At 62.3% G+C, this 22,461-nt stretch carries 15 protein-coding genes; 13 read left to right on the forward strand and 2 right to left on the reverse strand.

Annotated elements, in window-relative coordinates; translation table 11 throughout:
- Positions 1-36 precede the first annotated feature (36 nt).
- The 8 genes from ACRTG1_RS04830 (at position 37) to ACRTG1_RS04865 (ending at position 9,222) form a co-directional block, all read left to right on the forward strand.
- Positions 37-1,065: a class I SAM-dependent rRNA methyltransferase gene (locus ACRTG1_RS04830; RefSeq protein ID WP_297564230.1), complete on the forward strand. Its 1,029-nt coding sequence runs from the start codon at positions 37-39 to the stop codon at positions 1,063-1,065.
- Complete coding sequence (locus ACRTG1_RS04835; RefSeq protein ID WP_206544455.1) at positions 1,062-1,922, forward strand: TrmH family RNA methyltransferase; 861 nt, start codon at positions 1,062-1,064, stop codon at positions 1,920-1,922. The genes ACRTG1_RS04830 and ACRTG1_RS04835 overlap by 4 nt, the downstream gene beginning before the upstream one ends.
- A complete protein-coding gene (gene lspA / locus ACRTG1_RS04840; protein WP_113153944.1) occupies positions 1,919-2,425 on the forward strand; it encodes a signal peptidase II in 507 nt (168 codons plus the stop codon). The genes ACRTG1_RS04835 and lspA overlap by 4 nt, the downstream gene beginning before the upstream one ends.
- 66 nt (positions 2,426-2,491) lie before the next feature.
- Complete coding sequence (locus tag ACRTG1_RS04845) at positions 2,492-3,484, forward strand: MDR family oxidoreductase (RefSeq protein ID WP_432515827.1); 993 nt, start codon at positions 2,492-2,494, stop codon at positions 3,482-3,484.
- A 72-nt stretch (positions 3,485-3,556) separates the two neighbouring features.
- On the forward strand, positions 3,557-5,860 hold the full coding sequence (locus ACRTG1_RS04850; protein WP_113153946.1) for a PAS domain-containing hybrid sensor histidine kinase/response regulator: 2,304 nt from the start codon (positions 3,557-3,559) through the stop codon (positions 5,858-5,860).
- A gap of 201 nt (positions 5,861-6,061) precedes the next feature.
- On the forward strand, positions 6,062-6,934 hold the full coding sequence (locus tag ACRTG1_RS04855) for a GNAT family N-acetyltransferase (RefSeq protein WP_206994356.1): 873 nt from the start codon (positions 6,062-6,064) through the stop codon (positions 6,932-6,934).
- 582 nt (positions 6,935-7,516) lie between these two features.
- Positions 7,517-7,942 (forward strand): AAA family ATPase, encoded by a 426-nt coding sequence (locus tag ACRTG1_RS04860; RefSeq protein ID WP_432515828.1) that lies wholly within the window; start codon positions 7,517-7,519, stop codon positions 7,940-7,942.
- A complete protein-coding gene (locus tag ACRTG1_RS04865; protein WP_432515829.1) occupies positions 7,852-9,222 on the forward strand; it encodes an ATP-dependent nuclease in 1,371 nt (456 codons plus the stop codon). The genes ACRTG1_RS04860 and ACRTG1_RS04865 overlap by 91 nt, the downstream gene beginning before the upstream one ends.
- Positions 9,223-9,338: 116 nt before the next feature.
- Here the strand turns inward: ACRTG1_RS04865 and ACRTG1_RS04870 are convergent, their stop codons facing one another.
- A complete protein-coding gene (locus ACRTG1_RS04870) occupies positions 9,339-11,624 on the reverse strand; it encodes an NADP-dependent malic enzyme (RefSeq protein ID WP_113153949.1) in 2,286 nt (761 codons plus the stop codon).
- A 184-nt stretch (positions 11,625-11,808) separates the two neighbouring features.
- Between ACRTG1_RS04870 and mutS the strand changes: the two genes are divergently transcribed.
- Entirely contained in the window at positions 11,809-14,502 is a 2,694-nt protein-coding gene (gene mutS / locus ACRTG1_RS04875; RefSeq protein ID WP_297564384.1) for a DNA mismatch repair protein MutS, read from the forward strand.
- Positions 14,503-14,739: 237 nt separating this feature from the next.
- Positions 14,740-15,030, forward strand: a complete 291-nt coding sequence (locus ACRTG1_RS04880) for a GIY-YIG nuclease family protein (RefSeq protein WP_432515830.1) — start codon at positions 14,740-14,742, stop codon at positions 15,028-15,030.
- A gap of 169 nt (positions 15,031-15,199) precedes the next feature.
- Here the strand turns inward: ACRTG1_RS04880 and ACRTG1_RS04885 are convergent, their stop codons facing one another.
- Complete coding sequence (locus tag ACRTG1_RS04885; RefSeq protein ID WP_432515831.1) at positions 15,200-16,159, reverse strand: small ribosomal subunit Rsm22 family protein; 960 nt, start codon at positions 16,157-16,159, stop codon at positions 15,200-15,202.
- A 134-nt stretch (positions 16,160-16,293) separates the two neighbouring features.
- On the opposite strand from ACRTG1_RS04885, the gene ACRTG1_RS04890 reads away from it, so the two are divergent.
- From ACRTG1_RS04890 to ACRTG1_RS04900, 3 genes are all read left to right on the forward strand, one after another.
- A complete protein-coding gene (locus ACRTG1_RS04890; RefSeq protein WP_432515832.1) occupies positions 16,294-19,092 on the forward strand; it encodes a [protein-PII] uridylyltransferase in 2,799 nt (932 codons plus the stop codon).
- A gap of 477 nt (positions 19,093-19,569) precedes the next feature.
- Positions 19,570-21,138 (forward strand): murein biosynthesis integral membrane protein MurJ, encoded by a 1,569-nt coding sequence (murJ, locus tag ACRTG1_RS04895; protein ID WP_432515833.1) that lies wholly within the window; start codon positions 19,570-19,572, stop codon positions 21,136-21,138.
- Between the two features lie 76 nt (positions 21,139-21,214).
- Positions 21,215-22,408 (forward strand): acyltransferase family protein, encoded by a 1,194-nt coding sequence (locus tag ACRTG1_RS04900; protein WP_432515834.1) that lies wholly within the window; start codon positions 21,215-21,217, stop codon positions 22,406-22,408.
- Positions 22,409-22,461 lie beyond the last annotated feature (53 nt).

The raw sequence follows: 22,461 nt of genomic DNA on the forward strand, positions 1-22,461 counted from the left end.
AAGCGCGGGCATTATAGCTCATTGGCGGAGACCCGATTGAAGCCTGCGCGCGCCAAGCGCCGGAACGATGACCGGCGCAGCCCAAAGAAACAGACGGCCCCCCGCGAGAAGACGCAGGGCCAGTCCGAACCCAATTCACGCCCCGCGCCGCCGCGCCGTCAGGGCAAGCTTCCTGACGAGCGTTTGCCCGTCATTCTGGAAGTGCTGCCCAATGACGATTATGCGCTTTTGGATTCCGGCGGCGGGCAGAAGCTCGAGCAATACGGTCCTTACCGCATTGTGCGCCCCGAGGGGCAGGCGATCTGGCAGCCCGCACTCGGTCCGGCCGAGTGGCAGAGGGCGGACGCCATCTTCACCGGCGACACGGATGAAGAGGGCATGGGGCGCTGGCGCTTTCCGAAGGAGCCGCTGGGCGAGACCTGGCCCATGCGCCATGACGGGATCGACTATCTGGGCCGTTTCACCTCGTTTCGCCATGTGGGCGTTTTCCCCGAGCAGGCGACCCACTGGTCGCACATGGAAACGCTGGTGCGCGAGGCGCGCCGTCCCGTGAAGGTGCTGAACCTGTTCGGCTATACGGGGCTTGCCTCGCTGGTGGCCGCCCGCGCCGGCGCGGAAGTGACCCATGTGGATGCCTCCAAGAAGGCGATTGGCTGGGCGCGGGAAAACCAGGAAATGGCCGGGCTCGGCGACAAGCCGATCCGCTGGATCTGCGAAGACGCGGTGAAGTTTGCCGAGCGTGAGGCGCGGCGCGGCAACAGCTACGACATCGTGCTGTTCGACCCGCCGGCCTATGGCCGTGGACCGAAGGGCGAGGTGTGGCAGCTGTTCGAGGATCTGCCCTATCTGGCGGATCTCTGCCGCTCGATCCTGACGCCGAAGCCGCTGGCCGTGGTGCTGACGGCCTATTCCATCCGCTCTTCCTTCTTTGCCATTCATGCGCTGATGCGTGACACATTTGCGGGCTATGGCGGTCGTGTGGAATCGGGTGAACTGATCATTCGCGAGCAATCGGCGGGCCGGGCCCTGTCGACCTCGCTGTTTTCGCGCTGGGTGGCGTCATGAGCGGACATGAGAACGAGCGGCGCAGGCCGGGCCAGGTGAAGGAAGTCACCAGCCTGACCAACCCGATCATCAAGGACATTCGCGCGCTGGCGCAGAAGAAGTTTCGCGACCGCGAACACGCCTTCATCGCCGAGGGGCAGAAGCTGGTGATCGATGCGTTCGACGCCGGCTGGACGATCCGCACACTGCTCTACGCCAAGGCGGGGCGCGGCAATGAAGCAGTGGAGCGGCTTGCCGCCCGCACCGTGGCTGCCGGCGGCCTCGTGCTGATCGTCAGCGAGAAGGTGATGTCGGCCGTTACCAAGCGCGACAATCCGCAGATGGTGGTGGGCGTTTTCGAGCAGAAGACGACGCCGCTTGCCAGCGTGAAGCCGGCCGATGGCGAGGTCTGGGTGGCGCTCGACCGGGTGCGTGATCCGGGCAATCTGGGCACGGTTTTGCGGACGGTCGACGCCGTTGGCGCAAAGGGCATCATCCTGGTTGGCGACTGCACCGACCCGTTCTCCTTCGAGACGGTGCGCGCAACCATGGGCTCCATTTTCGCCGTGCCGATCGTGCGCGCGAGCCAGGATGCGTTTCTTGCTTGGCGCAAGGGGTTTGGCGGCCGTGTGGTCGGCACGCATCTGAAGGGCTCGGTCGACTACCGCACCGTCGATTACCGGAAGGGGCCGGTGCTGCTCCTGATGGGCAATGAGCAGCAGGGCCTGCCGGACGTGCTGGCGGAAAGCTGCGACACGCTGGTGCGCATTCCGCAGGCGGGGCGGGCGGATTCGCTCAACCTCGCCGTGGCGACGGGCGTGATGCTCTACGAGATCCGGCGCGATGCGCTGCCGCTTGAGGAAAGGGCGGGCCCATGAGCATGCGCAGCATCGGTTTCTACGGCCTTCTGATTGCTCTGTTTGCGCTTGCCGATCAGGTGGTGAAGGAACTGGTCGAGACCATGATGCCGCTGCATGAGCGGATCGACCTTTTGCCGTTCCTTTCGCTTCTGCATTCGCGCAACACCGGCATCGCCTTCTCCATGTTCTCGGGCATGAGCGGCATCGGGCTCAGCATCGTGATGGCGGGGGTGATCCTGTTCATCGGCTATCTGGCGCTGCGCACCGGCGCTTCGCAGACCTGGGCGCGGCTAGGCTTCGCGCTCATTCTGGGCGGCGCGGTGGGCAATCTCATCGACCGGCTGACCCTCGGCTTCGTCACCGATTACATCTACTTCCACACGCCGGTCTGGTCGTTTGCGATCTTCAATCTGGCGGATGTCTTCATCACCGTGGGAGCGGGGCTTGTGATCCTCGAGGAGTTTCTCGACTGGCGGCGTGGTCGCCCGGGCCGCTCGGGCGGTGAGGCGCGCCCGGATTGACCTTGCGCCCCGCGCGCCGCACTCTCTCTCATCATTATTGAAGACCGTAACCAGCCGGAGTGAGTGATGACGGAGACGTTCAAAGCGGTTCTGATTTCGCGGGATGAAGACAAGAAGCAATCCGTTGCCTGGACGGAGCTTTCCGAAAACGACCTGATGGAGGGCGACGTTACGGTTGCCGTCGAAGCGACCACGGTGAACTACAAGGACGGGCTCGCCATTACCGGCAAGGCCCCGGTGGTGCGCCGCTTTCCGCTTGTTCCCGGCATCGATTTTGCCGGCACGGTCACGACATCAAGCCATCCCGACTGGAAGGAAGGCGACCGCGTCATCCTCAATGGCTGGGGCGTGGGCGAGACGCATTACGGCGCCTATGCCCAGCGCGCGCGGGTCAATGGCGACTGGCTCGTGCCGCTGCCCGACGGCATGAGCGCGAAGGATGCGATGGCGGTGGGCACAGCCGGCTACACGGCCATGCTGTGCGTAATGGCGCTGGAGCGCCACGGCATCACGCCGGAGCGCGGGCCGGTGGTGGTGACGGGCGCTGCCGGCGGTGTCGGCTCTGTCGCCGTGGCGCTGCTTGCCGGACAGGGGCATCACGTGATCGCCTCGACGGGGCGGGCCTCCGAAGCCGATTATCTGAAGGAACTGGGTGCTGCCGAGATCATCGACCGGGAAGAGCTTTCCGGCCCCGCCCGGCCGCTAGGCAAGGAGCGCTGGGCCGGCGGCGTGGACGCCGTGGGCAGCCACACGCTCGCCAATGTTCTGTCGATGACCTCCTATGGCGGGGCGGTGGCGGCCTGCGGGCTGGCGCAGGGCATGGACCTGCCGACAAGCGTTGCGCCGTTCATCCTGCGCGGCGTGTCGCTGCTGGGCATCGATTCCGTGATGGCCCCGAAAGCGCTGCGGCTGGAAGCCTGGCGGCGCATCGCCACCGAACTCGACCATGCGAAACTCAGCTCCATCGCCAGCGTGATCCCATTTGGCGACGTGCTTTCGGCGGCGGAAGACATCATCGAGGGCCGGGTGCGCGGCCGGGTGGTGGTGGAGATGCCGTAACGGCGCGGAACCGTTAAAATGCGAGCGATCCGCCAAAAGCTTCCGTAATTCCCGTCGCGTAAAGTCGCGGCCATGAAAAGGGCGGGGAAGCACATAATCGATCCAAAGCCGGCGAAGAAGCTCGCGACAGAGACGAAGCCACGCAAACGGATCCGCATCAAGCCGCCGGCGCTCGCGCCGGTGTCGCTGACGCTGCCGGTGCAGACGCATTACGGCGAGGTCGCGGTCGGGCTTGCCATCATCTTCATTGCGGGGCTCAGCCATCTGACGGGCGCTTCGCCGCTCATCAGCATGATGCTGGTGATCCTGGGCGGCATCGCGCTGGCGGTGGCCTTCCGCGCCTCGACCATGGACCGCCGGCTTGTCTCGGAACTGGCGGAGAAGGAAGCGGTCAATCGCGGCGAGCTGGAAGATCTGGCGGACCGCATGTGGGAGCTGCGCGAAAGCGAAGAGCGCTTTCACGGGCTTGTCGACGCGCTGGGCGATCTGATCGTGCATCGCGACCGGGGTGGCCGCATCGTCTATGTGAACCGGGTGTTCGCAGACCTGCTGGGCCGCGATCCGTCTTCGCTGATGGGGCACACGCTTAGCCAGCTTGGCATCGATATCGGCCTCGTGCCGGACGCTGCCTTCTCCGATGGCGAATGCCTGAGCTCCACCGATGTGGCGATCCACACGCGCAACGGCATTCGCTGGTATTCGTGGATCGAGCATTCGGTGCGTGACGACAAGGCGGACTCGGTCTCGCACCGCGCCATCGCGCGCGACATCACGGCGCGCAAACGGGCCGAGACGGCGCTGATCAACGCCCGCGAACGGGCCGAGCAGGCGAGCCGCGCGAAATCCAGCTTTCTGGCGACGGTGAGCCACGAGATCCGCACGCCGATGAACGGCATTATGGGCATGGCCACGCTTCTGGCCGACACGGAGCTGACGCCCGAGCAGCGCACCTATGTGGGGGCGGTTTCCACCTCGGCAAGCGCGCTGGTGGCGCTGATCGAGGATCTGCTCGACTATTCCAAGATCGAGGCCGGGCGGCTGGAGCTGGAGCCGCGCCGCCTCTCGGTTCATGAGATGGTGGAGAACGTGGTGGAGCTTCTGGCGGCCCGCGCCTTCGCCAAGGATATCGGGCTTGGCTGCTACATCGCGCCCGACCTGCCGAAGACGATCACGGCCGATCCGGGGCGTCTGCGCCAGGTGCTGCTCAACCTGCTCGGCAATGCGGTCAAGTTCACCGATGAGGGCGGCGTGACCGTGGCGGTGACGCGGGCGGAGAAGAACGGCCAGCCGGCGCTGCGCATTGCGGTGGCCGATTCCGGGCCGGGCCTGGAAAAGGACGACATCAACCGCATCTTCAAGGATTTCGAGCAGGTGGATGGCAGCTCGACCCGCCGCCATGGCGGCGCGGGGCTTGGCCTTGCCATCACCAAGCGCATCATCGACGCCATGAACGGCTCCATCACCGTTGCCAGCACGCCGGGCGAGGGCTCGGAGTTCGCCGTGCTCCTGCCGCTTGGCGAGAGCGATGATGAGGGCATGCGCGTGGAGCCCATTCTGGAAGAGGTGAACGCGGTCATCCTCTCGCCCTTCACGCAGGAGGCGGAGACCATCGCCATGACGATCCGCGTCCATGGCGGGCGCGCGGCAATTGCCGCCAGCGCAGAGGATGCGGCGCGGCTGGCCGAAGATGGCGGCGCGCCGTTCAACACGGTTCTGGTGGACGCCTCGCTTGAAAGCGACGATGGCGCGCTGATCACCCGGCTGCATGGGCTTGGCGTGGGCGGCGGGCGCGCGCTCACCCTGATCACGCCCTCGGAGCGCGGGCGTCTGGCGGCTTTCCGCGCCAGTGGCTACGGAGCCTTCCTCGCCCGCCCGGTTCGCTGCAACACGCTGGTGCGCCAGCTTCTGAGCGCGCATGGCGAAATCGCCTGGCCCGTGGCCGATGCGGGCGAAGAGGCCGGCAGCGCGCCCCGCCAGGCGCACCGCAAGAACGGGCTCAACATCCTCGTGGCCGAGGACAACGAGATCAACGCCATGCTGGCGCGCGCCGCTCTCGGCAAGGCCGGCCACCGGGTGCGCATCGTGTCGAACGGGCGCGAGGCGGTGGAAGCGGTGAACGACGAGGCGCATGCGCGCTACGACATCGTTCTGATGGATCTGCACATGCCGGTGATGGACGGGCTGGACGCCATCAATGCGATCCGCCGGCATGAGGAGGAAACGGGCCTCGCGCCGCTGCCAATCCTCGTTCTGACCGCCGACGGGCAGGAAGAAACCCGCCATGGCGTCCTGGCGCACGGGGCCAACGGGTTCGTCACCAAGCCGCTGGACCCGGATGAATTGCTCACCGCACTGGATATGCACGCGGTGGTCTGATACCTGCCTCTCGTGAATCACGACCTCGACGCCAGATCGTCGTGTGTTCATGCGGACGCACGAAGGACAATCACAAATAATGATGAAGCATCGGAATGGCCGAAAGCCGGATTCCACTTTTCGGTCCGATGCTTTAGTGTCACAGTTCTGTCGCAGCAGAGCAGTATTTCAGCGTCAACGCCACGCGGAGGAGTAAGAGCAATGCAGGGCATCGCGCTGAACCAGACCTCTTTGAATGATCGGGCCGCAGCGTCGCTGCTTGACGGCGCCGACGGTGCACTGCTCGGCCGCATCGGGCCGCTTGAAGTGCGCCTTGCCGGCAGCGAGCAGGAAGTCGCCGCCGCCCAGACCATCCGTTTCCGCGTGTTCTACGAGGAGATGGGCGCGCGCGCGCCGCAGGGCGGCATGGCCGAAGAGCGCGACATGGACGGTTTCGACGCCGTCTGCGACCATCTTCTGGTGCTGGACACCACGCTTCCGGGCAAGGATGTGGACCGGATCGTGGGCACCTACCGGCTTTTGACGCCGGAGGGCGCGCGCCGGGCCGGAAAGTTCTATTCCGAAGACGAATTCGCCATCGAAACGCTGATGGCCCGCCATGATGGCCGCCGCTTTCTGGAGCTTGGCCGCTCCTGCGTGCTGCCGGCCTATCGCACCAAGCGCACCATCGAGCTTCTATGGCAGGGCATCTGGGCCTATTGCCGCAAGAAGCGCATCGACGTGATGATGGGCTGCGCCTCATTCCCCGGCGTGGTGCCGGCCGCCCATGCGGAGGCGCTCTCCTTCCTCGGGCATTTCTGCCAGGTGGAGGCCGATTGGCATGTGCGCGCTGTGGCCAGCCGCTATGCGCCGATGGATTTGATGCCGAAGGAAGCCATCCAGATGCGCACCGCGCTCGCCGCCATGCCGCCGCTGGTAAAAGGCTATCTGCGCCTCGGCGCGCGCTTCGGCGAAGGCTGCGTGATCGACCATGATTTCGGCACCACGGATGTGTTCGTGGTCCTGCCGGTGGAGGCGATCTCGGACCGGTATATCAATTACTACGGGGCAGAAGCGCAGCGTTTTGCTGCTTGAGTGATGGTCGCGCTGATGCGCGACTAAGGCTTCAAGGCACGAAGGCCGGGTGATGCGTCACCCGTTTTTCTTAGGGTCACGACCTATTAATATGACCGCGATGGCGTTCGATAGACCATGAGATGCAAGGAAAAGCCGATAGAGCGGGGGCGTTCCTCGGTCGAGGGCTTTGGCGCGGCAGATTGCTGGTCTGTCGAGCGTCCATCCGGAAGGTCTGATTTTCACGGCTATTTTGTCGCAAGAATTCGAAGGAATAAAGTCTTCCGGCGATCTCTCTTTTCCTGTTATCACGCGTCAGTATGAGTATTGCGTTAAAATAAATAGTTTTATCTAATATATGTCGATTTGACGTTTCGTGTTTATTCGTAAAGTAAATGCTGATTTTTATTATATTAAATAATTAATTTGATATTGTTTGTCCGTTAAAAAAAAGAAAGATGATTAGCTTTTAAGATCTAAAAAAAACGGCAAGCCTACGAGGCTTGAATGATTTGTGGAAAGGGGGCGTTTAGGATTTCAAAAATAATATCTCGAGTAGGCTTGGAGTCGAGGAAGGTGATCACATGAGTCCGGGAGGTCGTATTGAAGCTGAGAAAGATCAGGATTGAGAAGTTCAGAGCGATTCGTAAGGCAGAGATCGAATTCGGCTCTGAGCTGGCGTTGGTCGGTCAAAATAGTGGAGGAAAATCTTCAATACTGAGGGCATTGAATGCGTTCTTCAATTTCTCCGAAGAGAGGGAACACTTTGAGAATTCGCGGCATGCTTTCCAAAAGACGTCAACAGCAGTTGTAGATTTGGAATTCTCCAATGCCCCGGACACGTGTACTTTGCCTCGCATTGAGGCGGGCTCGGCTGGTGTTAGGCTGCGCTTGAAGTATAAAAAATCTGCTACGTGGGAGGTGTTTGAAAACGGCGTATGGGGGCTGCTCCGCAGGGATTTCAAGATATCTTGCAGAGATTTGTTCGCTACGTCTACATTCCTGTCGCTCGTAACGAAAAGATATTGAATTGGGGGCAGGGGAGTATTTTACAGGCAGCAGTTGCGTCTTGGGTTGGGGATCATATCAAAAGAAGGGATAGAATTTCACCGAAAGTAGCTGAGGTCACTTCTATTATTAAGAATAGAACTTTTAAAGGTCTTGCAAAGCATCTTAGGAGTTTGACTCATCTAAATGGAGATTTTGAATTTGAGTTGGACTATGCTACGCCGCCGGATTATAGTCTTCTAATACAAGACCTTATTTTAAGGGTTGTCGACGGGAAGACATCTGTCGATATTTCTGATTGCGGAAGCGGAACACAGAGCTTAGCGGCTATTGGTCTGTATTCATATTTGGCTGAAGTGCTAAATGGTACCTATATTTTGGGGATTGAAGAGCCAGAGCAAAATCTACATCCACAGGCGCAACGATCGTTATTGGCGGCCCTGAAAGATGTGCCGCTTCAGGTTCTTTTTACTACTCATTCTACAGCTATGTTGGACAGTCTTGAACATGAAGAGGTCGCTCTTTGCCGAAGAGTTCCTTCAAGTACTCGTGGGTTTGAAGTTACCGTTACGCAGATATCAAGTGATTTTTGGGTAAGCAAAGGAATAGATCGTGATAAGTATTACTCTTTCTATAGAAGGAGGAACTCGGAGTTTTTCTTTGCTGACTATGTTGTTCTCACTGAGAGTCCTATAGATTCGGAGTTGGTCAAATATCTTTCCGCGGATGGCGGGTTGGATTTTTCGAAGAATAGCGTTTCTATTGTTAGCTTGGATGGTGTGGAGTCTCTTCCGTATGCATATCATCTTCTTAATGAGCTTAATATAGGTTTCTCTTCAATCGTGGATAAGGATTATTTCCTTCCTTATCTGAATGATGAACTGGAGATGAGCAGGGACGCGCGAGGATTTCCTAAATATAAGAAAGAATTTAAACGAAGATGCCTCATTGAGGAAATGATCCCAGATCAAAAAATGAGGGATGACCTTTTAGAGTACTTCCACTCGAATCACTCTCGGGCAATGGGGGTATTGGAGAAATATGGTGTTTTCTGTTTTAGATATTCAATGGATATTGATTTGGTTGGGTCTGATACTGCCAAAAATATTCTTTTTGAGGTGATGGGTATCGAAGGGGATGCGATGAACTCTTTTGAGATATTAGTTAACCGAAAGAACCGCTTAAAAAAACAGGAGGTAGTTTTGGGTGCCACCCGAAGCCTGCCGCCTGGGAGTTTGCCAAACTCCTATAAGAGGATCCGAAAGAAGCTGCCCGAATTAGTGAAGGCTTCTAGATATTAGATTGTTTTTGTATTCTCCCTTTAGTTTACGTGTATTGGCACAAGCGACGTGGAGCAGCGCCTCACCAGTTGGATGAGACGCTGAGGTGTAGGTTACGTTGAAGGTAAGGCGCCCCTTCAAACCGCCGCGTTATAAGCCGCAATCGCCGCCATGTTCACGATATCCGAATCCTTCGCGTTCAGCGGAACGATCTGCACTGACTTGTTCAGTCCCACCAGAAGCGGGCCGATGACGGTGGAGCCACCCAGTTCCTGAAGCATCTTCGTGGAGATGGAGGCGGAGTGGAAGGCGGGCATGACGAGCACGTTTGCCGGGCCTGACAGGCGGCAGAACGGATATTGCTGCATCAGGCTCGAATTCAGCGCCACGTCCGCGGCCATCTCGCCATCATATTCGAAGTCGACCCGGCGCTTGTCGAGCATCTTTACCGCTTCCTGAACACGGTCGGAACGCTCGCCCGGCGGGTGGCCGAAGGTGGAGTAGGCGAGCATCGCCACGCGCGGCTCATAGCCCATGCGGCGGGCCTGTCCTGCGGCCTCCTCGGCAATGTCGGCCAGCTCTTCGGCATTGGGCATGTCGTGCACCGCCGTGTCGGCCACGAGCACGGTGCGGCCCCGGCACAGCGCCAGCGACACGCCGATGACCCGGTGGCCGGGGCGGGCGTCGATCACGCGGCGCACATCGTCCAGCACGGTCGAATAGTTGCGGGTCACGCCGCTCACCATCGCATCCGCATCGCCCAGCGCCACCATGGTGGCGGCGAAGTGGTTGCGGTCGTTGTTGATCAGGCGCTGCGCATCGCGGAAGAGATAGCCCTTCCGCTGCAGGCGCTCATAGAGATAGTCGGCATAGATGGCGTTGCGGCGCGAAAGCCGCGCATTGATGATCTCGATGCCGGATTTGGAAAGGTCCACGCCCGCGTGCCGCGCGGTCTCGCGGATCTGCTCTTCGCGGCCGACCAGAATGGCCGTGCCGAGCTTCTGGTTCACATAGGACGCGGCGGCGCGCATCACCTGTTCTTCCTCGCCCTCGGCGAAGACCACACGCTTGGGCTGGCGGCGCACCCGGTCGTAGATGCGCTGCAGGGTGGAGGCGAGCGGATCGCGACGGGCGGAAAGCTCGTTCGTGTATTTCTGCATGTCCAGGATGGGACGGCGGGCAACGCCCGAATCCATCGCGGCCTTTGCCACGGCCACCGGAACGGCGGAGATGAGGCGCGGATCGAACGGCACGGGGATGATGTAGTTGGGGCCGTATTTCGGGCGGTTGCCCTGATAGGCGGCGGCCACGTCGTCCGGCACGTCCTGGCGGGCGAGCTCGGCCAGCGCTTCGGCGGCGGCCACCTTCATCGCGTCGTTGATGGTGGTCGCGCGCACATCGAGCGCGCCACGGAAGATGTAGGGGAAGCCGAGAACATTGTTCACCTGGTTGGGATAGTCCGAGCGGCCCGTCGCCATGATGGCGTCGGTGCGGATCTCGGCGACTTCCTCCGGCGTGATTTCCGGATCGGGATTGGCCATGGCGAAGATGATCGGGTTCTTGGCCATGGACTGCACCATGGCCGGCGTCAGCGCGCCCTTGGCCGACAGGCCGAAGAACACATCCGCCCCTTCGAGCGCTTCGGCCAGCGTGCGCTTGTCGGTCTCCACCGCGTGGGCCGACTTCCACTGGTTCATGCCCTGCTCGCGGCCCTTGTAGACCACGCCCTTGGTGTCGCACAGGAAGACGTTTTCAGGCGCGAGGCCAAGCGATTTGGCAAGCTCGATGCAGGCAATGCCGGCAGCGCCGGCGCCATTGCAGACGAGCTTCGTCGTCTTGATGTCGCGGTCGGTGAGGTGCAGCGCGTTGATGAGGCCGGCAACGGCGATGATGGCGGTGCCGTGCTGGTCGTCATGAAAGACGGGAATGTCCATCAGCTCGCGCAGCCGGCTTTCGATGATGAAGCACTCGGGCGCCTTGATGTCTTCCAGATTGATGCCGCCGAAGGAGGGGCCGAGCAGCTTGACGCAGTTCACGAAAGCGTCGGCGTCTTCGGTGTCGACCTCAAGGTCGATGGAATCGACATCGGCGAAGCGCTTGAAGAGCACGGACTTGCCCTCCATCACCGGCTTGGAGGCGAGCGCGCCCAGATTGCCGAGGCCGAGGATCGCCGTGCCGTTGGAGATGACGGCCACCATGTTGCCGCGCGTCGTGTAGTCGAAGGCGCGGCTGGGGTCTTCCGCAATGGCCTGAACGGGCACGGCCACGCCGGGCGAATAAGCCAGCGAAAGGTCGCGCTGGGTCGCCATCGGCTTGGTCGGCGTGATCTCGAGCTTGCCGGGTCTGCCGGTGGAGTGGAAGTCGAGGGCTTCCTGCGGGCTGACGGACGGTCCCTGACGTTCGGGCTTGTTGCTGGCGGGCATGTCGGTGTGTTTCCTCCGGGAGACGGGCTCTGGCATGTGCTTTCTGTGGAGTTTTGCCAGTGACGGGTGCATAAGGCTACACTTTTGCCCAGTAAATGGCCAAGCAGTTTGAAGCTGTTGATTTGAAGCCAGTACAAAGCCAATGCAAAGGCCGGGGAGCCCTTCCTTGAACGACGAAACGCCCATGCGCCAAAAGGCGATGCAGGCCGCTGCCGCCGGGGCCACGCCGATGATGGCCCAGTTCATCGAGATCAAGACGGCGAATCCCGATTCGCTGCTGTTCTATCGCATGGGCGATTTCTACGAGCTGTTCTTCGAGGATGCGGAGATCGCCAGCCGGGCGCTGGGCATCACGCTCACCAAGCGCGGCAAGCATCAGGGCGACGACATTCCCATGTGCGGCGTGCCGGTGCACGCGGCCGACGATTATCTGCAGAAGCTGATCGGGCTTGGCCATCGCGTGGCCGTCTGCGAGCAGATGGAAGATCCCGCCGAGGCCAAGAAGCGCGGCTCCAAATCGGTGGTGAAGCGCGATGTGATCCGGCTGGTCACGCCGGGCACCATCACCGAGGAAAAGCTGCTCGATCCTTCAGAAGCCAACTACCTGATGGCCCTTGGCCGGGTGAAGGGCGGGGATGAGAGCCTGGCGCTGGCCTGGATCGACATTTCCACCGGCGCGTTCCGCGTTGCGCCCACGCGGCCCGACCGGCTTCTGGCCGATGTGCTGCGGATCGACCCGCGCGAGCTGATCGTGCCGGAAGCGCTCTATTACGACCAGTCCTACCGCCCGGTGTTCGACGTGCTGGGGCGGACGGCAAATCCGCAGCCGGCAAATATGTTCGATTCCGCATCCGCCGAGATGCGCCTGACGCGCTTTTACGGCGTGGCGACGCTGGAAGGGTTCGGCCGGTTCTCGCGCGCCGAGCTTTCGGCCATTTCGGGTGCGGTCGCCTATGTGGAGAAGACACAGAAGGCGGAACGCCCGCCGCTTGGCCGGCCGGAGCGTGACGATGAGGGCGCGAGCCTGTTCATCGACCCGGCCACCCGCGCAAACCTGGAGCTTGGCCGCACGCTTTCGGGCAGCCGCGATGGCAGTCTCGCCAAGGCGATCGACCGCACGGTGACGGGCGCGGGCAGCCGGCTTCTCTACGAGCGGCTGATGTCGCCGCTCACCGACCCGGACGCGATTGGCGGGCGGCTTGATGCCGTGTCCTTCTTCCTGTCCGAGGCAGGGCTGCGCGACGATGCGCGCCGGCTTCTGAAAGGCGTGCCGGACATTGCCCGCGCGCTCTCGCGGCTGGCGCTCAACCGTGGCGGCCCGCGCGACCTTGGCGCGCTTGCCTCCGGCTTTGAGGCGGCGCATGGCGTGGCCGAGCTGCTTCAGGGCAGGGAGGTTCCCGCAGAGATCGCCGGGGCGCTTTCGGGCATTGCCGGCCTGCCGATGGATTTTGCGGCCCATCTCGACAGGGCGCTTTCCGATGAGCTGCCGCTTCTGAAGCGCGACGGCGGGTTCATCCGCGCGGGCTACAATGAAGAACTCGACGAGATGCGCGCGCTGCGCGACCAGTCGCGCCGGGTGATCGCCGAGATGGAGCGGCAGCTTTCCGAGGAAACCGGGGTCAAGTCGCTCAAGATCCGGCACAACAATGTGCTCGGCTATTATATCGAGGTGACGGCCAACAACGCGGCGGCAATGAACGGCACGGACGAGGCCAAGGCGCGCTTCATCCACCGCCAGACCATGGCCAACGCCATGCGGTTCACCACCACCGAGCTCGCCGAGCTGGAAACCCGCATCGCCAATGCCGCCGACCGGGCGCAGCAGATCGAGCTGGCGGCCTTCGAGAAGCTGCTTGGAGAAGCCGTGGCGGCTGCCGACGCCATTCGCGCCGCCGCCGATGCACTGGCGGTGCTCGATGTTTCAGCCGCGCTCGCCACGATTGCCGAGGCCGAAGATTATTGCCGCCCGCAGGTGGATGACAGTCTCGAATTTCACATCGAGGGCGGACGCCATCCGGTGGTGGAACAGGCGCTGCGCCGGCAGCTGGCCGAGCCATTCGTCGCCAATGACTGTGACCTGTCGCCAACGGGTGAAGAGCAGGCCGGCGCGATCTGGCTTCTCACCGGTCCGAACATGGGCGGTAAATCGACCTTCCTGCGCCAGAACGCGCTGATCGCGGTGATGGCGCAGATGGGCTCCTTCGTGCCGGCTGCCGTTGCCCGCATCGGCGTGGTGGACCGGCTGTTCAGCCGTGTCGGCGCATCCGACGATCTGGCGCGCGGCCGCTCGACCTTCATGGTCGAAATGGTGGAGACGGCGGCGATCCTCAATCAGGCGGGCCCGCGCGCGCTGGTGATCCTCGACGAAATCGGCCGGGGAACGGCAACGTTCGACGGTCTGTCCATCGCCTGGGCGGCGGTTGAGTATCTGCACGAGCAGAACCGCTGCCGGGCGCTGTTCGCCACCCATTTCCACGAGATGACCGCGCTTTCCGAAAAGCTCGGACGGCTTTCCAATGTCACCATGCGGGTGAAGGAATTCGAGGGCGACGTGGTGTTCCTGCACGAGGTGGGACGCGGCGCGGCCGACCGCTCCTACGGTGTGCAGGTGGCGCGGCTTGCCGGCCTGCCGCATGCGGTGGTGGAGCGGGCGCGCGAAGTGCTGCAGCAGCTCGAAGAGGGCGAGACCTCCGGCAAGGCGTCGAAGCTGATCGACGATCTCCCCCTGTTTTCGGTGGCGGCAAAGCAGGAAGCGAAAGCGTCGAAGACGCCGGATCGCGTTGGCGAGGAACTGCTGGCGATCAATCCCGACGACCTGACCCCGCGCGAGGCGCTGGACGCGCTCTATCGGCTGAAGCAGCTGGCTGCGGAGAAATAGGCGGGGCGTAGGCCGCGCGGCGGCTGGTGTTTTGGCGGTCTGGCATGGATCCTCGGGTCAGGCCCGAGGATGACGAAAGGGTTTGATGTCCAGCCCGGCGCGGATACGGCTGCGAACAAACGTCAGAACATACTGGTCATTCTCGGCTTGAGCCGAGGATGACGAAGAGACGGGTTGCGCTTGCCGATGTTCCCCTGCTGAGGTGTTATTGCCGGGTTGAACGGGAAAGGCTGTTCTGTGACCGGCTATGTCTACATGCTCGCAAGCCAGAAACGGGGAACGATCTATATCGGCGTTACCAACGATCTGGGGCGGCGTATCGTCGAGCACAAGGCGGGCCAGATGCCTGGCTTCACCAGTCGGTTTGGGGTCACCCGGCTTGTCTGGTACGAAGAGCATTTCGATATGCGCGACGCCATTCAGCGCGAGAAGTCGCTGAAACGCTGGTCGCGTCAGTGGAAGATCGATTTGATCGAGAAAACCAATCCCGAATGGAACGAGCTTTTGCGTGGGTGGGGTTGGTCGTGACGCTTTGACGGTCAGGCATGGATCCTCGGGTCAAGCCCGAGGATGACGAGTGTGTTTAGACGCTTGTTCGCAACCGTATCCGGGCCGGGGTGGAGAACATTCCTCCCTTCGTCATCCTCGGGCTTGACCCGAGGATCCATGCCTGAGCATCCCAACCCCTCCAGCGCCCCTAAAGCGCGTCGCCCCAGTCGGCTTTGCGGGCGGCTTTGAAGGTGCGGCCTTCGCGGCGGGTGACGAGGCGTTCGTCCAGTGCGCCGTCGCTGGTGCACAGTTTCAGGCGCACCATGCCGCTGGCCGTTTTCGGCGGGGCGAGCACGCGGTCGGGGCGGTCGTCGGGCGCATGGCGTGAAACCGCCAGATAGCTGAACTTCTCGTCTTCCCACGGCACTTCGCCGCCCTTGGCGGTGCGGTGCAGGCGCGAGCGTGCGACGCGGCGTGAGAAATGACACCAGTCGGGCGCTTTCACCGGGCAGGGCGCATGGTGCGGGCAGGGGGCCAGAATGTGCCCGCCAAGAGCAGTCAGCCGGTCGCGCGCGGCAAGAATGCGCTGCCAGCCGGCAGGCGTTCCGGGCTCGACGATTACCAGCGTGTCGGCGGTCAGCGCCCAGAGGCGGTCCACCAGCGCATTGCGCGCTGCCGGGGCAAGCTCGTCCAGCACATAGCAGAGCGTCACGAGATCCGCCGGCGCGATGTCCGCAAGCCCGTCTTTCACGCTGGCTGCCTGCCAGTCCGTGTCGATGGAGAGCGCTTCGGCCAGTTTTGCACCGGCGTCACGCATCGCACGGCTGGTTTCCACCAGCGTGGCCGCGCCGAGCTCCGGCCATTCGGCGCGGGCCGCCCAGAGCGCGGTTCCGGGGCCGGCGCCCACATCGAGCAGGCGCGATGGCGCGAAATCCTCACGCCGGGCGGCCGTTTCCGAAAGGCACTGGCGCACGGCGGCAAAGGTGGCGGGCAGGCGGGTTGCCAGATAGGCCTTGGCGGCGAGCGCATCGCCCACATGCAGGCTGCCATCGCGGGTTTCGGCGCGGTAGCGCTTCGAAAGGCGCTGGGCAGCGCCCTGAATTTCGGAAAGCGGCGTGCCTTCCAGAAACGCGTCGACTGCCTGGCGCAGCGGGGCGGGAAGCTCCATTTGAAACCCGTGTCCTTGGTGTGCGAAACCCGTGCGACATAGCGGCAGGGCGTCAGCGCTGCAACCGCATCTTTTGACAGTCGTTTCGCGGCGCGCGAAAACACGCTATACAGCGCCGCCAATCCGGGATGCTCATGGCCAAGGTTCCACTCAAGCTCGATCAGATCGTCGATGGCGCGGCATTGCGCGCCGAACTGGACAGTTTTGCAGAAAACACGGGCGGCTCAGAGCTGCGCTCGAAGGTGATGGCGTCGCTGAAGGCGCACATCGCGGCAGGCCGCAAGGCGGCCGAAACCATGCTCATGAACGATGGCGGCGGCACGGCCTGCGCGGCGCGGCTGTCGCATTTGATGGACGTGGTGATCACCGAGCTGCACCACTTCGCCGCCACGCATGTCTATCCCATGCAAAACCCGTCTTCCGCCGAGCGTCTGGCGATTGTCGCCGTTGGCGGCTATGGGCGCGGCACGCTTGCGCCGGGTTCCGACATCGACCTGCTTTTCCTGCTTCCCTACAAACAGACGCCCTGGGGCGAGCAGATCGTGGAATATGTGCTCTACATGCTGTGGGACATGGGGCTGAAAGTCGGCCACGCCACCCGCAACATCGATGAGTGCATCCGCCAGGCGCGCACCGACATGACGATCCGCACCGCGGTTCTGGAAGCACGCTTCATCTGTGGCGAAAAACCTCTCTATGAAGAGATGGTCACCCGCTTTGACGAAGAAGTGGTGAAGGACACGGGCGCGGAATACAGCCAGGCCAAGCTCGCCGAGCGCGACCTGCGCCACGCCAAGGCGGGCGAAAGCCGCTATCTGGTCGAGCCGAATGTGAAGGACGGCAAGGGTGGCCTGCGCGATCTGCACACGCTGTTCTGGATCGGCAAATATTTCTACCGCGTGCGCCGCGCGGAGGATCTGGTGGGGCAGGGCGTTTTCACGCGCAAGGAATATCTCCAGTTCCGCAAGGCCGAGGATTTTCTCTGGGCTGTGCGCTGCCACATGCACTTCCTCACCGGCAAGGCGGAGGAGCGGCTGCATTTCGACATTCAGCGCGATATCGCCGAGCGGCTTGGCTATCTGAGCCATCCCGGCCTCTCGGATGTCGAGCGCTTCATGAAGCACTACTTCCTGACGGCCAAGGGCGTGGGCGACCTGACGCGCATCTTCTGCGCAGCGCTGGAGGAGGAGCAGGGCAAGCATGTGCCCGGCTTCAACCGCTTCTTCATGAATTTCTCGCGGCGGCGGCGCAAACTTGCCGGCACCAGCGATTTCATCGTCGACAATCACCGCATCAACGTGGCGGATGAAGGCGTTTTCGAGCGCGATCCGGTGAACCTGTTGCGGCTGTTCTGGTTCGCGGACCGGCACGGGCTCGAATATCACCCCGAGGCGCTGAAGCTGCTCACGCGCTCGCTGAAGCTGATCGATCGCAATCTGCGGCGCGACAGGGAAGCCAATCGCCTGTTCATGGACGTGCTGACGTCAGACCGCGATCCCGCGCTCAACATGCGTCGCATGAACGAGGCCGGCGTGCTCGGCAAGCTCATCCCCGATTTCAACAAGATCGTGGCGATGATGCAGTTCAACATGTACCACCACTACACGGTCGATGAACATCTGATCCGCTGCATCGGCGTGCTTTCGGAAATCGAGCATGGCGACGGGGAGAAGCTGCATCCGCTCTCGCACTCGCTGATGCCGTCGCTGAAATCGTGGCGCGAGGTGCTCTACACCACGGTGCTTCTGCACGACATCGCCAAGGGGCGGCCCGAAGACCACGAGATCGCGGGCGCGCGCATCGCCCGCAGGCTGTGCCCGCATATGGGGTTCGATCCCAAGGAAACAGAGATGATCGCCTGGCTGGTGGAACATCATCTCGACATGTCCATGGTCGCCCAGACGCGCGATCTGAACGACCGCAAGACGATTCAGGATTTTGCCGACAAGGTGCAGTCGGTAGAGCGGCTGAAACTGCTTCTGGTGCTGACCGTGTGCGATATTCGCGGCGTCGGCCCCGGCGTTTGGAACGGCTGGAAGGGGCAGCTCCTGCGCACGCTCTATTATGAAACCGAAGTGCTTTTGACCGGCGGTTTCTCGGAAGCCTCGCGCGCCACCCGCGCCGAGGAAGCACGCCTGCGGCTTGCCGCAGCCCTTGCAGAAAACGGCTGGCAGGAAAAGGAGATCGAGGACTATCTCGGCCTCCATTACTCGGCCTATCTGCTCGCCGTCGATCTGGAAGACCAGTTGCGCCATGCGGATTTCATCCGCGAAGCGGAGAAGGAAGAGCGTCCGCTTGCCACCATGGTCAAGCCGCACACATTCGAGGCGGTGACCGAGATCACCATCTTTGCGCCCGACCATCCGCGTCTCCTGTCGATCATCGCAGGGGCGTGTTCGGCGGCGGGGGCGAACATTGTCGATGCGCAGATCTTCACCACAACGCATGGCCGCGCGCTGGACACGATCCTGATCAGCCGCGAGTTCGATTTCGATGCGGATGAGCGCCGGCGTGCGGAAAGTGTGCGCAGGCTCATTGAGGATGTCCTGTCCGGCAAGTCCTACCTGCCCGAGGTGATCGAGAAGCGCGCAAAGCCGCGCCGTGGCACAAAGGCTTTCCGGGTTCAGCCACGGGTGGAGATCGGCAACACGCTGTCGAACCGTTTTTCCGTGGTGGAAGTGAAGGGGCTCGACCGGCCGGGCCTGCTTTCGGAACTGACCGAAACGCTTTCCGACCTGTCGCTGGACATTGCCTCGGCGCACATCACCACCTTTGGCGAAAAGGTCATCGACACGTTCTACGTCACCGATCTGACGGGCCAGAAGATCGTCAGCGCCGACCGGCTGGAGGCTATCCGCACGGCTCTTCTCAAGACGCTGGAGAGCAGGGTGGAGCGTCCGGCAAAGGGCAAGTCGCAGGCGGCTGCCGAATGAACGGGGTGGTGGGCTTTATCTCGCAGGGTGGCGGGGGAGCAGTGTTCCGGCATGGATCCTCGGGTCAGGCCCGAGGATGACGAAGGGTGGGGCCGTGAGGGCGAGCGCCTGAGATGATGGCGGACGCCTGAGGGGCGCGAAAATGGCCGGGGCTGACGATGGTGGCCAGGGATGACGCAGGAGCTCAGAGGACGATGAAGGTGGTTCGGGGTGAGGAAGAGCGTCTGACCATTGCGAAAACGGCCGGGCTGATGATGGTGGTCCGGGATGGTGCAGGAGCTCTGAGGATGACGAAGAGGGAGCGAGGATGACGAAAAGGGGTGGTGTTTGCCGGCGTTTGGATGCTGTGCCGCACAGGCCACCCATGACGTTCGTCACCCTCGGGCTTGACCCGAGGGGCCATGCCAGCGCATCTCAGCGTCACCATCGTTCCAATTGCAGCCCCTGTCCGGCCCCCATTTTCAGGTCTTTCCATCCATGAGCCTTATCGGAAAATTCGCCAGCGTTGGCAGCGCCACCATGGCCAGTCGCATTCTCGGCTTTGCGCGCGAGGCGCTGATTGCCGCCGCCATCGGCGTTGGTCCGGTGACGGACGCCTTTTACGCCGCGTTCCGCTTTCCGAACCTGTTCCGGCGGCTCTTTGCCGAGGGTGCGTTCAACACCGCCTTCATCCCGCTCTTCGCCAAGGAGATGGAGGGCGGCGGCGTGGAGGCCGCGCGCCGGTTCGGCGAAGATGTGCTGGCCGTTCTGATGACGGTGCTTCTGGCGCTTTCGGCGGCGGCGATGCTCGCAATGCCGTTTCTGGTCTCCACCATCATCGCACCGGGCTTTGCGGCGTCGCCGGAGAAGTTCGATCTGACGGTGGTCATGACGCGGATCATGTTCCCCTATCTGTTCTGCATGTCGCTGGTGGCCATGTTTTCCGGCATCCTCAATGCGATGCGGCATTATTTTCTGGCCGCGCTGGTGCCGACGCTGCTCAATGTGATCCTGATCGGCGTTCTTCTGGCCGCACTCTTCTGGGAGTTCGATCCGCGTCAGACGGGTGTATGGCTTGCCTGGGGCGTGTTCGCGTCGGGTCTGGCGCAGCTCTTTTTCCTCATTCAGGGCGCGCGGCGGGCAGGCTATTCCATGCGGGTGCGTCGCCCGCGTCTCACGCCGGGCGTCAAGCGCCTCCTGGTGCTGATGGCGCCAGCGCTCCTGACCGGCGGCATCATGCAGATCAATCTTCTGGTCGGGCAGATCATCGCCTCCACGCAGGAAAACGCCATCGGCCTCCTGAACTTCGCCGACCGCATCAACCAGTTGCCGCTGGGCGTGATCGGCATCGCGGTGGGGGTGGTGCTTTTGCCAGAACTTTCGCGCGCGCTGAAGGCCGGCGATCAGGCCGACGCACAGCATTTGCAGAACCGGTCGATGGAGTTCGCGCTGGGGCTCACATTGCCGGCTGCCGTCGGGCTGATGGTGATGCCGGCGCCCATCGTCGCTGTTCTTTACGAGCGCGGCCAGTTCACCGCCATCGACACGGCGATGACGGCTGCGGCACTCGCCGCCTTTGCCAGCGGCCTGCCGGCCTATGTGCTGACCAAGGTTTTTCAGCCGGCCTTCTTCGCGCGTGAAGACATGCGCACGCCGATGTGGTTCTCGCTGGTCACGGTCGTGGTCAACATTGCGGCGAGCCTGCTTTTCTTCCCCGTCTATGGCCATGTGGCGATTGCCGGGGCGACGGCGCTTTCGGCATGGGTCAATGTCCTGCTTCTGGCGGCGACACTCTGGTGGCGGGGCGATTTCCGGCCTTCGCCCGTCACGCTCAGGCGGATCACATTCATGCTGGTTGCAAGCGTGGTGATGGGAGGCGTCGTGTGGGCGCTGCTCGCGGCCCTGCCGCAATTCGTCGGCCACGATCTGCTGATCGTGCGCATTCTCACGGTCGCCGCCATTGTCGGTGTGGCGGTGGTTGCCTATTTCGGCGTCGCCCTTCTCACGGGCGGGGTCGACCGGGGCGAGCTTGCCCGCGTTGCGCGCCGCCGGCGCAAAAACGCCTGAGACCGCTCATCCCTCTCATTAACGGAATTCGAAGGCGGTGCGTGTAGCATCGCCTTTGCCATTTCGGGGGAGAGGCATGCAGCAACGGCTCTACTATATCGATTTCCTGCGCGTCTCGGCGTTCATGCTGCTGATCGTCTACCATGCGTCGGTGGCGTTCTTTCCGGACATGAAATGGCTGATCGAAGCGCCGGAAGGCAGCGCCGCGCTGTCGCTGATCATGAAGTTCCCGCGCGCCTGGCGGCTGGCGCTCCTGTTCTTCGTGTCGGGCATGGGCACGTGGTTCGTCTATCGCCGCTGCCACGATCTCGGTTTCCTGACGGGCCGGTTTATGCGGCTTTTCCCGCCGCTGATCTTCGCCATGTGCGTCATCATCGTGCCGCAGGTCTGGTATGAGCGCATGTATGAAGATGGCTATCAGGGCTCGTTCCTGACCTTCTGGCTCACGCGTTATTTCACCGAAGGCAAATATCCAGACGGCAATTTCACATGGGCGCATATGTGGTTCGTTGCCTATCTGCTGGCGATGACCTTCGTCTGCTATCCGGTGTTCCGGCTGATCGATCAGCCCTTCATGAAGCCGGTGAATGACTGGTTCCAGCGGGTTGCCGCATCGGGGTGGGTCTATCTGCTTTTCCTTCTGCCGCTTGTGCTCAACCTCGCGCTGTCGCCCATTTTCCCGCGCCAGACCAATGCGCTCTACAATGACGGGGCATGGTTTGCGGTGTGGGCCAGCTGGTTCGGGCTGGGCTTTCTCTTCGCGCGTTATCATCAGGCGCTGATTGGCAATGTAATCGCCCTGCGCTGGCGAAGTGCTGCGCTTGCCATGGCGCTGACTGTGGCGCTTTACCTCTTCTCCTGGACGGGCGCGGGCGGCTTCTCCATTGGTGATTACGAGGCCATGACGCCGCTTTTCAAGACGCTGCTCATGGCGCTCGCATGGACGATGATCCTGGCGCTGTGCGGCTTCTCGGCGAGATATCTCAACGCGCCGAGCGCCGTTGTCGCATGGCTCAACCGCAAGGTCTTCCCGCTCTACATCGTGCATCAGACCGTGGTGGTGGCGGCGCTTTACTACGTGCTGCCGCTCGGGCTCGATGTCTGGACCGAATATGCGCTGGTGCTGATCGCGACGTTTGCAGGCTCCTTCCTGTTCGCCATCGCGGCCGAATGGCTGCCCGGCCGCACGGGCCTTCTGGTGGGGCTTGCGCCGCGCGGCAAGACGCTTCCGGCCGGTGGCGCGGAAACGCAATCGGCCCGTGGGGCTTGATTGCCGGTTTCGCGTCGTTCATAAGCCAAGGCGCGCGGTTTTCGCGCTCCAAA

The sequence above is a fragment of the Nitratireductor sp. PBL-C9 genome (assembly GCF_050877045.1).
Lineage (GTDB): Bacteria > Pseudomonadota > Alphaproteobacteria > Rhizobiales > Rhizobiaceae > Nitratireductor > Nitratireductor aquimarinus.